We start from the raw sequence: 13,447 nt of genomic DNA, 5'->3' as shown, positions 1-13,447 counted from the left end.
TGCGTGATTAGAAACCAAGTTTGTCCCGCAAGGTGTAGTACATCGCGCCGAGTGCGCTGAGCGGAATTTGGAAGCGCTGGCCGCCGGGAAACGGGTAGTGGGGCAGACTAGCAAATGCGTCAAATCGCGTTGCCTGACTGCTTAGCGCTTCGGCGATTACCTTCCCGGCAATATGGGTATACGTTACGCCGTGGCCGCTGCAGCCCTGCGAGTAGTAGATGTTTTTTCCTAGCCTCCCTACTTGTGGCAAGCGTGATAGGGTCAGTAGAAAATTGCCGGTCCATGCGTAGTCAATTTTCACCTTCTCCAGCTGCGGGAAGGTCTTCAGCATCTTCGGTCGGATAATAGACTCGACATCTGCCGGATCACGGGCTCCATAGACGACGCCCCCGCCATAGATAAGGCGTCTGTCGGCGGACAATCGATAGTAGTCGAGCAGGTAGTTACAATCCTCAATGCAGTAATCCTGCGGCAGCAGGCTCCGGGCGAGTTCCTCTTCGAGCGGCTCGGTTGCTATAACTTGAGTTCCGCAGGGCATGGATTTAGCTGCCAGTTCTGGAATCAGGTTGCCCAGATAGGCATTGCCTGCCACCACAACAAATTTAGCGCGAACGGTCCCCGATGGGGTGTGCACCAGTGGTGTTTCGCCGCGATCAATGCGAATGGCGGGGGAGTTCTCGTGAATGGTTCCGCCCAGAGACTCAACGGCTGCCGCTTCGCCGAGTGCTAGATTCAGCGGGTGTATATGGCCGCCTTGCTTATCGAGCATGCCCCCCACATAGCGGTCGCAAGCTACGACCTGCCGTATATGTTGATCATCGAGTAGCTCCAGATGCCGATATCCATATCGCTCCCATAGCGCCTTCTGGTGTTCGAGGTGGTGCATCTGCTTTTGATTGAAGGCGGCGAATACCCCTCCGTCTTTCAAATCGCACTCGATGCCATAGTGGCCAATGCGTTCACGGATAATTTGGCCCCCTTCGAATGCCATTTCTCCAATTAGCTTGGCAGCCGAGGCGCTGACGCTGCGCTCAACGCTGTCCAAATCGCGGCTGTAACTATTGACGATTTGGCCACCGTTGCGGCCAGACGCTCCAAAGCCAACCTTTTTTGCTTCCAGCACCACTACGCTGAAGCCGTTTTCGAGTAGAAAAAGCGCTGTGGATAGGCCCGTGTATCCGGCGCCGATGACGCACACGTCGACCTGTTTGTTTTCCTGCAGCTCCGGTCGAGAATTTGCCGAATTTGCCGTCGCAGCGTAGTAGGAGGTGGGGTATCCGTTGTGCGGCATATTGGGCCCTCTGTTCTGAATTTTTTACGCATGCTAGCGCTTAAGCGCATTGCCCGCCAGGCACTAGCTTATGCGGAAGCAGCTTTTCAAAATTTCTAAATATCAGTGGGTTAGCAAAAAAACCGCTTGACACTTTTTTCTTTGGCTTTAGAATGCGCCCCCATCGAAGGCACATAGCTCAGTTGGTTAGAGCACCACCTTGACATGGTGGGGGTCGTTGGTTCGAATCCAATTGTGCCTACCAATTCGAATAAAAGGGTCGCGCATGCGACCCTTTTTTTTGGCTGCTTGTCAGTGCTTCGGCTTTCTGAAAGTATCGCCAGTCTTGTTCTTCCAGTGACTTCGGTTCGGTAGAGAGTGAGCCCCTCAGGCGCCTGCCATTGTGCGGCAGGCATGCTCGCTGAATCGCTTTACTGGCTCATCCCAACCCATGTGGCCTTTGGTACGGGTCACCACTAGGAGAGGAGGCGCCATGCCCACCATTACTCTTCCCGATGGCAGTCAGCGTTCGTTCGATCATTCCGTTTCTGTGGCTGAAGTAGCTCAGTCCATTGGTGCTGGTCTCGCTAAGGCGACCGTTGCTGGTAAGGTCGACGGCAAGTTGGTCGATGCCTGTGATTTGATCGAAAAAGATGCCACGTTGCAGATCATAACGCCGAAGGATGCGGAAGGGCTGGAGATCATTCGCCATTCCTGTGCGCATTTGATCGGGCACGCTGTGAAGCAGCTCTATCCGACGGCTCGGATGGTCATCGGGCCGGTCATCGATGAGGGCTTCTATTACGACATCGCATACGAGCGACCTTTTACCCCCGATGACGTCGCCGCCATCGAGCAGCGTATGAAAGAGCTGATCGATCGAGATTACGACGTTGTCAAGAGGGTGACGCCGCGGGCAGAAGTGATAGAGGTGTTCGCGTCGCGGGGTGAGGATTACAAGCTGCGTCTGGTAGACGATATGCCTGACGAGCAGGCTATGGGCTTGTATTACCACGAAGAATACGTCGATATGTGCCGTGGTCCGCATGTGCCGAACACGCGTTTCCTGAAGTCCTTCAAGCTTACCAAGCTGTCCGGCGCGTACTGGCGCGGTGACGCGAAAAACGAGCAGTTGCAGCGTATCTACGGTACGGCATGGGCTGACAAGAAGCAGCTTGCTGCCTATATCCAGCGCATCGAGGAGGCCGAGAAGCGCGATCATCGCAAGATCGGCAAGCGCCTGGATCTGTTCCATACTCAGGAAGAAGCCCCGGGGATGGTGTTCTGGCATCCGAACGGCTGGACGCTCTATCAAGTGCTAGAGCAGTACATGCGTCAGGTGCAGCGTGAAAATGGTTACCTGGAAATCAGGACGCCCCAGGTGGTCGATCGAGTGCTTTGGGAGAAATCCGGTCACTGGGCGAATTACGCTGAAAACATGTTCACGACCCAGTCGGAGAATCGTGATTATGCTATCAAGCCGATGAATTGTCCGTGTCACGTTCAGGTTTACAATCAGGGCTTGAAGAGCTATCGCGAGCTTCCGCTACGTTTGGCGGAGTTCGGTGCTTGCCACCGCAACGAGCCATCCGGTGCGCTGCACGGCATTATGCGTGTGCGTGGTTTTACGCAGGATGATGCGCATATCTTTTGTACGGAAGAGCAAATGCAGGCGGAGTCGGCTGCATTCATCAAGCTCACCCAGGCGGTATATGCCGATTTTGGTTTTTCGGAGATCGAGCTGAAGTTGTCGACTCGCCCCGAGAAGCGTGTGGGCTCTGATGAGCTTTGGGATCGTGCTGAGGCTGCGTTGGCCTCGGCGCTGGAAAGTGCCGGCCTACCTTATGATCTGCAGCCTGGTGAGGGTGCGTTCTACGGACCTAAGATCGAGTTCTCCCTGCGCGATTGTCTCGGGCGGGTATGGCAATGCGGCACGCTGCAATTGGATTTCAATCTGCCGGTGCGTCTCGGTGCGGAATACGTCAGTGAGAACAATGATCGACAGCATCCGGTCATGTTGCACAGAGCGATCCTTGGATCTTTCGAGCGTTTCATTGGTATTCTGATCGAGCACTATGAAGGGGCTTTCCCTGCATGGCTCGCGCCGACGCAGGCGGTGATCATGAATATCACCGATAAGCAGGCTGCTTTTGCCGCTGAAGTCGAAAAAACGCTCCTCCAAAGCGGGTTTCGTGCCAAGTGTGACTTGAGAAACGAAAAGATCGGCTTTAAAATCCGCGAGCATACTTTGCTCAAGGCTCCTTATCTCTTGGTTATCGGGGATCGGGAGGTTGAGACACGATCCGTTGCTGTGCGCACCCGCGAAGGCGTCGATATGGGGTCCATGCCCCTCGATCAATTCGCGCAGATGTTGACACAGGCGGTTTCCCGGCGTGGTCGCCAAGAATTGGAGTAATGACTATTAAGCGTGAAATGAGACAGGATAAACGAGCTGCACCCAAGGCCCCGATCAACGAGAATATCTCGGCTCGTGAGGTCCGTTTGATTGGTGCTGACGGCGAGCAGATTGGCATCGTCTCGATTGATGAAGCGCTGCAAGTAGCAGAAGAAGCCAAGCTGGATCTGGTTGAGATTTCTGCCGATGCGATTCCGCCGGTATGCCGGATCATGGATTACGGCAAGCATCTGTTTGAAAAGAAAAAGCAGGTAGCTGCGGCGAAGAAGAACCAGAAGCAGATTCAGGTTAAAGAAGTAAAGTTTCGTCCAGGGACGGAAGAAGGGGACTACCAGGTCAAGCTACGCAACCTGGTGCGTTTCCTGAGTGACGGGGACAGGGCCAAGGTATCATTGCGATTCCGCGGTCGTGAGATGGCCCATCAGGAGCTGGGGATGGAATTGTTGAAGCGGGTCGAAACCGATCTCGCTGAATATGGTTCGGTCGAACAGCATCCGAAGATGGAAGGACGCCAGCTGATCATGGTCATCGCTCCCAAGAAGAAAAAGTAACCCCCAGGGCACTGGCAGGCCTTGCGGTTATTTGTAATCACCCACAATGTGGAGTACCGAACATGCCAAAGATGAAGACTAAAAGTGGTGCTGCGAAGCGCTTCAAGAAGACTGCTAACGGCTTCAAGCACAAGCACGCTTTCAAGAGCCACATCCTGACCAAGATGTCCACCAAGCGTAAGCGTCAGCTGCGCGGTTGCTCGCAAGTGCACCCGTCCGACGTTGCAAAGGTGGCGCGCATGCTGCGCGTTCGTTGATTCGGTCAAGACTCAGAGGAATAACTCATGGCTCGTGTTAAGCGTGGCGTCGTTGCCCGTCGTCGTCACAAGAAGATTCTGAAACTCGCCAAAGGCTACTACGGAGCGCGCTCGCGCGTATTCCGCGTTGCCAAGCAGGCGGTAATCAAGGCTGGCCAGTATGCCTACCGTGACCGCCGTCAGCGGAAGCGTCAGTTCCGCGCTCTGTGGATCGCCCGTATCAATGCTGGTGCTCGTGTCAACGGTCTGTCGTACAGCCGTCTGATCGCCGGTCTGAAAAAAGCGGCCATCGAGATCGACCGCAAGGTTCTGGCCGATCTGGCAGTGAACGAAAAAGCGGCGTTTGCTGCGATTGTCGAGAAAGCCAAAGCTTCTCTGGCTTAAGCCCCGGCAATCACGAATCTTCGGATTCGTTGCAACGTCATCAATAGGGGAAGAGCCTTGTGCTCTTCCCCTATTTCGTATCTGAGAGGGGGCTTTTGCAAAAAGGCGCGTGTCCATCGGCCGCTTCAGGAAGGTGATCAGCGCGGTTCTGCAAGAACCTCTGGAGGTTGTGTAAATGGAAAATCTGGATGCACTGGTCTCGCAAGCGCTTGAGGCCCTGCAGCAAAGCGAAGACATTGCGGCCCTTGAGCAGATTCGCGTCCAGTATCTGGGCAAGAAAGGCGAGCTAACGCAGTTAATGCAAACATTGGGCAAGCTTTCCGCCGAGGAGCGACCGCAAGCTGGCGCTTTGATCAATGCTGCGAAGGGGCGGGTTCAAGATGCCTTGAGCGTGCGTAAGTCGGACCTTGAGCGCGCTGCCTTGGATGCCAAGCTGGCAGCAGAGCAAATAGATGTGACGTTGCCTGGTCGCGGCCAGGCAAGTGGCGGATTGCACCCAATCTCTCGAGCTTTGGAGCGGATGGAGCAAATATTCAGTCGCATTGGTTATACCGTTGCCGAGGGGCCTGAAGTCGAGGATGACTATCACAACTTCGAGGCACTCAATATCCCTAGCCACCATCCTGCTCGGGCAATGCACGACACCTTCTATTTCAATGCCAACACGGTTCTTCGTACCCATACGTCCTCCGTACAGGTCCGGACGATGGAGTCGCAGCAGCCGCCTATACGAATTATCTGTCCAGGTCGCGTTTATCGATGTGACTCCGATCAGACGCATTCCCCGATGTTCCATCAGGTTGAAGGCTTGCTGATCGACGAGGGCGTCAGTTTTGCGGACCTCAAGGGCACTATCCAGGCGTTCCTCCGGGAGTTCTTCGAGGCTGATTTGGAGGTGCGTTTCCGCCCCTCGTTCTTCCCTTTCACTGAACCCTCGGCCGAGGTTGATATTCGTCGTGTCATAACCAAGAACGGCGAAACCAAATCCGATTGGTTGGAGGTTTTGGGTTGTGGGATGGTGCATCCGAATGTTCTGCGGATGTCTGGCATCGATCCGGATCGATATCAGGGCTTTGCTTTCGGAATGGGTGTGGAGCGGCTCGCGATGTTGCGCTACGGGGTTACGGATCTGCGTATTTTTTTCGACAACGATCTGCGCTTTCTTGAGCAGTTCCGCTAAGACATGACCCGGTAGTTTCCAGGAGAACAGCATGAAATTCAGTGAACAATGGCTGCGGAGCTGGGTCAATCCGCAGGTTTCCCGCGATGAGCTGGTTGCCCGTTTGTCCATGGTCGGGCTTGAAGTCGACGCCGTAACACCGGTCGCAGGCAGTTTCAGTGGTGTGGTTGTCGGCGAAGTGTTGGAAACTATGCCGCATCCCGATGCCGACAAACTGCGGGTGTGTCAGGTCAGCAATGGCAGCGAAACCTTTCAGGTGGTGTGCGGCGCGCCGAATGTGCGACCAGGCCTGAAGATCCCCTTTGCCATGATTGGTGCCCGGTTGCCGGGTGATTTCAAGATCAAGAAGGCCAAGCTTCGCGGCGTTGAGTCCAACGGCATGCTGTGCTCGGAAACCGAGTTGCAGGTGGGTAGTGACGATAGCGGTCTGATGGAGCTTGCCAGCGATGCACCAGTTGGTACTGATTTCCGTGAGTTTCTTGGCCTCGATGATATAAGCATCGAGATTGGCCTTACCCCCAATCGCGGGGATTGTCTGTCCATTGCTGGCTTGGCGCGCGAAGTCGGGGCGATCTATGACGCGTCGGTCAGTCCCGTGGAAGTTGTCGACGTACCGGCCTGTCATGACGAGTCGCGTACAGTCGAGGTCCTCGCCCCCGCGGCGTGCCCGCGTTATCTCGGGCGTGTCATTCGGAACGTCGACCTATCCCGTTCAACGCCCCTGTGGATGGTTGAGCGTTTGCGTCGTTCCGATATTCGTAGTGTCGACGCAGTTGTCGATGTAACCAACTACGTGATGCTTGAATTGGGCCAGCCTTTGCATGCTTTTGATCTCGCCGAGATCAAAGGTGGCATTCGGGTTCGAATGGCTGAAGAGGGTGAGAAGCTGATCCTGCTGAATGGCCAGGAGATCGCTCTGCGCGCGGATACATTAGTCATTGCGGACCATCAGCGTGTGCTCGCTATCGCTGGCGTAATGGGGGGAGAGCACAGCGGTGTCAGTGTCGCTACGCAGAGTATCTTCCTGGAGAGCGCGTTCTTCGACACCATTGCTCTGGCCGGAAAAGCGCGGTCCTATGGGTTGCATACGGATGCATCGCATCGTTACGAGCGTGGCGTTGACTCCCTGCTTGCTCGCAGAGCAATGGAGCGCGCGACCGGTTTGCTGTTGGACATCGTTGGTGGTGAGGCGGGGCCGATTGTCGAGGCGGTCAGTGAGCGCGAATTGCCCACTGTTGCTCCGGTAACGCTGAGGGCTGAGCGCGTCACCCAGATGTTGGGTTTGGAGATGGAGGGCGTCGAGGTAGTGCGCCTGCTGACATCGCTGGGTCTCACGGTGACCGAGGAAAGCGAGCGCCATTGGCAGTTTGCTATCCCGAGTCATCGTTTTGATATCAGTCTTGAAGTTGATCTGATCGAAGAGCTGGGTCGTCTGTATGGCTACGACCGACTGCCGGTGCGTTATCCCCAGGCCCGGCTTGCGCCTGAGGCAAAGCCCGAGGCTCGTGCCGAGTTGCCATCGCTTCGGCATCTGCTGGTGGCCCGCGGTTATCAGGAGGCAATCACCTACAGCTTCATCGATCCCAAGCTATTTGAGCAGTTCAATCCTGGTGTGGAGCCGTTGCAGTTGGCCAACCCGATATCTGCTGATATGGCGGCCATGCGGGCATCGCTCTGGCCGGGGCTGGTCAAGGCGATGCAATACAACCTCAATCGTCAGCAGTCACGAGTGCGCTTATTCGAAGCGGGGCTGCGCTTTGTTGGTCAGTTGCAAGAGCTTGAGCAAGAAAGCATGTTGGCTGGCGTGCTCACCGGAAGCCGGCAGCCCGAAGGCTGGACGAACTCCCGTGAGGGGGTGGATTTTTACGACATTAAGGCAGACGTCGAAGCGCTACTGGCTTTTGCTGGAAATGCTGGCGCGTATCGTTTCGTTGCGGGGGAGCACCCGGCGCTGCACCCGGGGCAGACCGCGCGTATCGAGCGCGCTGGACGACTGGTTGGATTCGTGGGAAGCCTCCATCCCGAGCTGGCAAGCTCCTTGGGTATTGATCAGCCGGTTTACATGTTTGAGCTGAAGATCAGCGAGATTGCCGAGGGGCGAATGCCTTCCTTTGCAGAGCTGTCGCGATTCCCCGAAGTTCGACGCGACCTTGCCGTGTTGGTTGCGCGAGATATCGCAGCCCAAGATATCCTGAGCTGTATTCGTGATGCTGCGGGCGAGAATCTGACTGACCTCAAGCTTTTTGATGTCTATCAGGGCAAAGGTGTTGATCCTCTTAGCAAAAGTATGGCAGTTGGCTTGACCTGGCAGCACCCATCGCGCACTCTAAATGACGATGAGGTGAATGGTGCGATGCAGCAAATCCTCACCTCCCTGGAAGAAAGGTTCAACGCCACGTTAAGGAAATAGCGTATGGGGGCTCTGACGAAAGCTGAAATGGCGGAACGTCTATATGAAGAGCTGGGCTTGAATAAGCGCGAGGCCAAGGAGTTGGTCGAGCTGTTTTTCGAGGAGATCCGTCAGGCGCTCGAGCATAACGAGCAGGTCAAGTTGTCCGGATTCGGCAATTTTGACCTGCGCGATAAGCGCCAGCGCCCTGGGCGTAATCCGAAAACAGGTGAGGAAATCCCAATCACGGCGCGGCGCGTCGTGACGTTCCGTCCAGGGCAGAAGCTCAAAGCGAGAGTCGAGGCCTATGCTGGAACCAAGTCATAACGACGAGCTGCCGGCAATTCCGGGCAAGCGCTATTTCACCATCGGAGAAGTCAGCGAGCTCTGCGCGGTTAAGCCTCATGTACTGCGCTATTGGGAGCAGGAGTTTCCTCAGCTCAATCCTGTGAAGCGTCGCGGTAACAGGCGCTATTATCAGCGCCAGGACGTCTTGATGATTCGTCAGATCCGTGCGCTCCTTTATGAGCAAGGGTTCACTATCGGCGGCGCTAGGCAGCGTATGTCTGGGGAAGAGGCTCGCGACGATACTACGCAATACAAGCAGCTGATCCGGCAGATGATTTCGGAGCTGGAAGAAGTTCTGCAGGTATTGAGGAAATAGTCAGCGCGACGCCTAAAAAACTTTCACATATTCAGATGCTTAATGTATAGTTCGTTCCGCTTTCAGCAGTGCTGTTGGCATTAGTCGGGGCGTAGCGCAGCCTGGTAGCGCACTTGCATGGGGTGCAAGGGGTCGAGTGTTCGAATCACTCCGTCCCGACCAAATCGATAGATGAAAAAGCCCGGTTCGGAAACGACCGGGCTTTTTTGTTTGTGCGGATATGTTGGCGCGAGCGCCGCATCCGGTTCGATCCTTTCTGATGGGGCTGGGCGTGTATCTGAAGAGGAAGACTGCCATGCGTGAGCGTTTGCTGGCCGCGGAGAAGGTGAAGTCAATCGAGTGGCTGGGCGGGCGTCTGAAGCTGCTTGATCAGCGCAGGCTGCCGGTCGAAGAGATTTGGCGTGGATACGACTCCGTCGCGGCGGTTGCTGAGGCGATTCGGGATATGGTGGTTCGGGGGGCTCCAGCAATCGGGATTAGTGCAGCCTACGGTCTTGTATTGGCTGTTCGCGCTCGCGTTGGTGAGGGTGGTGACTGGCGACAGGCGCTGGAGGAGGATTTCAAGGTCCTTGCCGATTCCCGTCCCACTGCGGTCAATCTGTTCTGGGCGCTGAATCAGATGCGTGAGCGTCTTGTACGCCTCAAGCCCGGTGAGGATCCTTGCGCGGCGCTGGAGGCGCAGGCCATTTCAATACATGAAAGCGATCGCGAGGCGAATCTCGCGATGGCTCAGCTCGGTGTCGACCTCATTCGGCGCCATCAGGGTAATCCCCAGAACTTTCTCACCCATTGCAATACCGGGGCGCTGGCCACTGGTGGTTTTGGTACTGCGCTTGGCGTAATCCGGGCCGCTCATCTCGAGGGTTTGGTAGAGCGAGTTTATGTCGACGAGACCCGTCCGTGGTTGCAAGGCTCTAGATTGACGGCATGGGAGCTGCTGGGTGATGAGGTGCCTGCCACGTTGAATGTCGATTCGGCGGCTGCTCATCTGATGAAATCGAAGGGAATATCCTGGGTGATTGTCGGTGCGGACCGCATCACGGGCAACGGCGATGTGGCGAACAAGATCGGCACTTATCAACTTGCGGTGCTGGCAATGCACCACGGTGTGCGATTTATGGTTGTGGCACCAAGCTCGACAATCGATATGGCCTTGGAAAGTGGTGACGATATTCCTATCGAGGAGCGCGCTGGCAGTGAGCTACTCGAAGTCAATGGGCAGCGTTTCGCGGCTGATATCGAGGCATTCAATCCGGTGTTCGATGTGACTCCCGCCGACCTCATCGACGCCATCGTGACCGAGAAGGGGGTGGTAGAGCGCCCTAACGCTGCGAAAATGGCTGAGCTGATGAGCCGTAAACGATTGCACTGAGTTGACATGGCCAGGGGCGATCGTGCGCGGGTGATTTGCGCGCCGGCCGGGTTTTGCTCCGTGCAGGGCTCAGCTTATAGCAGCCGTCTGTGTTACTATCCCGCGCTTATTACAGGACCCTGCTGACTATAAGGAACCAGGCTTCCATGGGCGAACTGGCCAAAGAAATCCTCCCGGTCAATATCGAAGACGAGCTCAAGCAGTCCTACCTTGATTACGCCATGAGCGTGATCATTGGCCGTGCGCTGCCGGACGCGCGCGATGGCCTGAAACCGGTACACCGCCGCGTGCTGTTCGCCATGAGCGAGCTTGGCAATGACTGGAACAAGCCGTACAAGAAATCCGCCCGTGTGGTCGGTGATGTGATCGGTAAGTATCACCCTCACGGCGACTCCGCGGTGTACGACACGATCGTGCGTATGGCGCAGCCGTTCTCGCTGCGCTACATGCTGGTCGATGGTCAGGGCAACTTCGGTTCGGTCGATGGCGACAGTGCCGCGGCAATGCGTTACACAGAAGTGCGCATGGCCAAGCTGGCGCACGAGCTGCTGGCTGATTTGGAAAAAGAGACCGTCGACTGGGTGCCTAACTACGATGGCACCGAGCAGATTCCGGCAGTTATGCCGACGAAGGTGCCGAACCTGCTGGTGAACGGCTCCAGTGGTATTGCGGTAGGTATGGCAACCAACATCCCGCCGCATAACCTGGGCGAAGTCATCGATGGCTGTCTGGCGCTGATCGACAACGCCGATATCACCATTGATGAGCTGATGCAGTTCATTCCGGGTCCCGATTTCCCCACTGCCGCCATCATCAATGGCCGTGCCGGGATCGTCGAGGCATACCGCACCGGGCGTGGCCGCATTTATATCCGTGCACGCGCCGATATCGAAGATATCGACAAGGTCGGTGGCCGTCAGCAGATCATCATCACCGAGCTGCCTTATCAGTTGAACAAGGCACGGTTGATCGAGAAGATCGCCGAGCTGGTGAAAGAGAAGAAGATCGAAGGCATTACCGAACTGCGTGACGAGTCCGACAAGGACGGCATGCGGGTGGTAATTGAGCTGCGTCGCGGCGAAGTGCCTGAGGTGATCCTCAATAATCTATATGCGCAGACTCAGCTGCAGAGCGTGTTTGGTATCAACGTGGTCGCGCTTATCGACGGCCAGCCGCGCACGCTGAATCTCAAGGAGCTGCTGGAAGCTTTCGTTCGCCACCGCCGTGAAGTCGTAACCCGGCGTACCGTCTATGAGCTACGCAAGGCGCGTGAACGTGGCCATATCCTTGAAGGCCAGGCGGTCGCGCTATCCAATATCGATCCCGTTATCGCGGCGATCAAAGCCTCGCCGACTCCCGCTGAAGCGAAAGATGCACTGATCTCCACTGCTTGGGAATCGAGTGCTGTCGAGTCGATGGTCGAGCGTGCGGGTGCCGACGCTTGCCGACCGGAAGGCCTGGATGCGCAGTTTGGCCTGCGTGACGGAAAGTATTACCTGTCTCCGGAGCAAGCTCAGGCGATTCTGGATCTGCGTCTGCACCGCCTGACCGGGCTCGAGCACGAGAAACTGCTCAGCGAGTATCAGGAAATCCTCACTCAGATCGGCGAGCTGATCCGTATCCTGACCAGTCCGGTCCGTCTGATGGAGGTCATTCGCGAAGAGCTCGAGGGCGTGAAGCGCGATTTCGGCGATGCGCGGCGTACCGAGATTCTCGAGTCTCGTCTGGACCTGACACTGGCAGACCTGATCACTGAAGAAGAGCGTGTCGTCACCATTTCTCATGGTGGCTATGCCAAGTCCCAGCCGCTGGCCGCTTACCAGGCACAGCGCCGCGGTGGCCGTGGCAAGGCTGCAACCGGTGTGAAGGAAGAGGACTACGTCGAGCATCTGCTGGTTGCCAACAGCCATACCACGCTGTTGTTGTTCTCCAGCAAGGGCAAGGTGTACTGGCTGAAGACCTACGAGATTCCGGAAGCATCGCGTACCTCCCGCGGGCGCCCATTGGTCAACCTACTGCCGCTGGACGAGGGTGAGCGAATCACCGCCATGCTTCAGGTGGACCTGGAAGCGCTGCGTAAGCAGGCAGCCGAAGGTGAAGAGGACCTGGACGAAACCGAAGGCCTTGTCATTGAGCACGATGATGCTGACGACGCTGAAGGCGATGATGCAGACAGCGATGAGAAAGATGAGCCAACCGGTTCATACATCTTCATGGCTACTGCCAAAGGCACGGTCAAGAAAACACCTCTGGTGCAGTTCAGCCGGCCGCGTAGTTCCGGCCTCATTGCGCTGAAGCTGGAGGAGGGTGACACCCTGATCGCAGCGGCAGTGACCGATGGCGCCCAGGAAGTCATGATGTTCTCCGATGGCGGCAAGGTGATCCGTTTCAAGGAAAGCAAGGTCCGTATCATGGGCCGAAACGCCCGGGGTGTGCGCGGCATGCGGCTGCCTGAAGGGCAGCAAATCATTTCCATGCTGATTCCAGAGTCGGGCGCGCAGATTCTTACCGCATCCGTGCGTGGCTACGGCAAGCGCACGTCAATAGACGAATTCCCTCGCCGTGGTCGTGGCGGTCAAGGCGTGATCGCCATGGTCACCAATGAGCGCAACGGTCCGCTGGTCGGTGCGGTTCAGGTGCTAGAAGGTGAGGAGATCATGCTGATTTCCGATCAGGGCACGCTCGTGCGGACCCGAGTTGATGAAGTGTCGTCGCTGGGTCGCAATACCCAGGGCGTTACGCTGATCAAGCTGAGTAAGGGTGAGCATCTTGTTGGTCTGGAGCGAGTGCAGGAGCCATCTGAGGACGATGTGCTGGAAGACATCGAAGCACTGCTCGATGATGACGCTCTCGAAAAGGAAATGCCTGTGCTTAGCACCGAACCAAGCGAGGACGAACTGCTCGGCGGTGCTGGCGACGTTTCTCCGGACGTGGTGCCGACTGACGACGAAGATTGAGTGGCGA

At 56.4% G+C, this 13,447-nt stretch carries 11 protein-coding genes and 2 tRNA genes; 12 read left to right on the top strand and 1 reads right to left on the bottom strand.

The features are described from left to right. Window positions 1-7 precede the first annotated feature (7 nt). Window positions 8-1,291 (bottom strand): NAD(P)/FAD-dependent oxidoreductase, encoded by a 1,284-nt coding sequence (locus tag CXK91_RS20465; RefSeq protein WP_103457855.1) that lies wholly within the window; start codon window positions 1,289-1,291, stop codon window positions 8-10. Window positions 1,292-1,458: 167 nt separating this feature from the next. On the opposite strand from CXK91_RS20465, the gene CXK91_RS20460 reads away from it, so the two are divergent. The 12 genes from CXK91_RS20460 (at window position 1,459) to gyrA (ending at window position 13,440) form a co-directional block, all read left to right on the top strand. Then, window positions 1,459-1,535, top strand: a tRNA-Val gene (locus tag CXK91_RS20460). A 228-nt stretch (window positions 1,536-1,763) separates the two neighbouring features. Beyond that, window positions 1,764-3,686 (top strand): threonine--tRNA ligase, encoded by a 1,923-nt coding sequence (gene thrS / locus CXK91_RS20455; RefSeq protein WP_103457854.1) that lies wholly within the window; start codon window positions 1,764-1,766, stop codon window positions 3,684-3,686. Further along, entirely contained in the window at window positions 3,686-4,237 is a 552-nt protein-coding gene (infC, locus tag CXK91_RS20450) for a translation initiation factor IF-3 (RefSeq protein WP_015276805.1), read from the top strand. Before thrS ends, infC begins: the two co-directional genes overlap by 1 nt. 62 nt (window positions 4,238-4,299) lie before the next feature. Then, entirely contained in the window at window positions 4,300-4,494 is a 195-nt protein-coding gene (gene rpmI / locus CXK91_RS20445) for a 50S ribosomal protein L35 (protein WP_003282568.1), read from the top strand. A 27-nt stretch (window positions 4,495-4,521) separates the two neighbouring features. Next, complete coding sequence (rplT, locus tag CXK91_RS20440) at window positions 4,522-4,878, top strand: 50S ribosomal protein L20 (protein WP_003282569.1); 357 nt, start codon at window positions 4,522-4,524, stop codon at window positions 4,876-4,878. A gap of 175 nt (window positions 4,879-5,053) precedes the next feature. Then, on the top strand, window positions 5,054-6,058 hold the full coding sequence (gene pheS / locus CXK91_RS20435) for a phenylalanine--tRNA ligase subunit alpha (RefSeq protein ID WP_103457853.1): 1,005 nt from the start codon (window positions 5,054-5,056) through the stop codon (window positions 6,056-6,058). Between the two features lie 31 nt (window positions 6,059-6,089). Continuing rightward, complete coding sequence (gene pheT / locus CXK91_RS20430) at window positions 6,090-8,468, top strand: phenylalanine--tRNA ligase subunit beta (protein ID WP_103457852.1); 2,379 nt, start codon at window positions 6,090-6,092, stop codon at window positions 8,466-8,468. A 3-nt stretch (window positions 8,469-8,471) separates the two neighbouring features. Beyond that, the gene (gene ihfA, locus CXK91_RS20425; RefSeq protein ID WP_003282572.1) at window positions 8,472-8,774 is read left to right on the top strand and encodes an integration host factor subunit alpha; all 303 of its coding nucleotides are present in this window, start codon (window positions 8,472-8,474) and stop codon (window positions 8,772-8,774) included. Next, window positions 8,755-9,111 (top strand): MerR family transcriptional regulator, encoded by a 357-nt coding sequence (locus tag CXK91_RS20420; RefSeq protein WP_103457851.1) that lies wholly within the window; start codon window positions 8,755-8,757, stop codon window positions 9,109-9,111. The genes ihfA and CXK91_RS20420 overlap by 20 nt, the downstream gene beginning before the upstream one ends. A gap of 85 nt (window positions 9,112-9,196) precedes the next feature. Continuing rightward, window positions 9,197-9,273 (top strand) — tRNA-Pro (locus tag CXK91_RS20415). Window positions 9,274-9,406: 133 nt separating this feature from the next. Further along, a complete protein-coding gene (gene mtnA / locus CXK91_RS20410; RefSeq protein WP_103457850.1) occupies window positions 9,407-10,483 on the top strand; it encodes an S-methyl-5-thioribose-1-phosphate isomerase in 1,077 nt (358 codons plus the stop codon). A 146-nt stretch (window positions 10,484-10,629) separates the two neighbouring features. After that, window positions 10,630-13,440, top strand: a complete 2,811-nt coding sequence (gene gyrA, locus CXK91_RS20405; RefSeq protein WP_103457849.1) for a DNA gyrase subunit A — start codon at window positions 10,630-10,632, stop codon at window positions 13,438-13,440. The last annotated feature ends 7 nt before the right edge of the window (window positions 13,441-13,447 follow it).

Origin of the sequence: Stutzerimonas stutzeri, from assembly GCF_002909485.1 — a bacterium.
Lineage (GTDB): Bacteria > Pseudomonadota > Gammaproteobacteria > Pseudomonadales > Pseudomonadaceae > Stutzerimonas > Stutzerimonas stutzeri_AH.
Note: the sequence above shows the minus strand (reverse complement) of the source record. Positions and strands in the feature narration are given on the sequence as shown.

Bases quoted from the DNA above. Each gene is read 5' to 3' on its own strand.
- CXK91_RS20465 (WP_103457855.1), bottom strand. From the start codon at position 1,291: ATGCCGCACAACGGATACCCCACCTCCTACTACGCTGCGACGGCAAAT.
- thrS (WP_103457854.1), top strand. From the start codon at position 1,764: ATGCCCACCATTACTCTTCCCGATGGCAGTCAGCGTTCGTTCGATCAT.
- infC (WP_015276805.1), top strand. From the start codon at position 3,686: ATGACTATTAAGCGTGAAATGAGACAGGATAAACGAGCTGCACCCAAG.
- rpmI (WP_003282568.1), top strand. From the start codon at position 4,300: ATGCCAAAGATGAAGACTAAAAGTGGTGCTGCGAAGCGCTTCAAGAAG.
- rplT (WP_003282569.1), top strand. From the start codon at position 4,522: ATGGCTCGTGTTAAGCGTGGCGTCGTTGCCCGTCGTCGTCACAAGAAG.
- pheS (WP_103457853.1), top strand. From the start codon at position 5,054: ATGGAAAATCTGGATGCACTGGTCTCGCAAGCGCTTGAGGCCCTGCAG.
- pheT (WP_103457852.1), top strand. From the start codon at position 6,090: ATGAAATTCAGTGAACAATGGCTGCGGAGCTGGGTCAATCCGCAGGTT.
- ihfA (WP_003282572.1), top strand. From the start codon at position 8,472: ATGGGGGCTCTGACGAAAGCTGAAATGGCGGAACGTCTATATGAAGAG.
- CXK91_RS20420 (WP_103457851.1), top strand. From the start codon at position 8,755: ATGCTGGAACCAAGTCATAACGACGAGCTGCCGGCAATTCCGGGCAAG.
- mtnA (WP_103457850.1), top strand. From the start codon at position 9,407: ATGCGTGAGCGTTTGCTGGCCGCGGAGAAGGTGAAGTCAATCGAGTGG.
- gyrA (WP_103457849.1), top strand. From the start codon at position 10,630: ATGGGCGAACTGGCCAAAGAAATCCTCCCGGTCAATATCGAAGACGAG.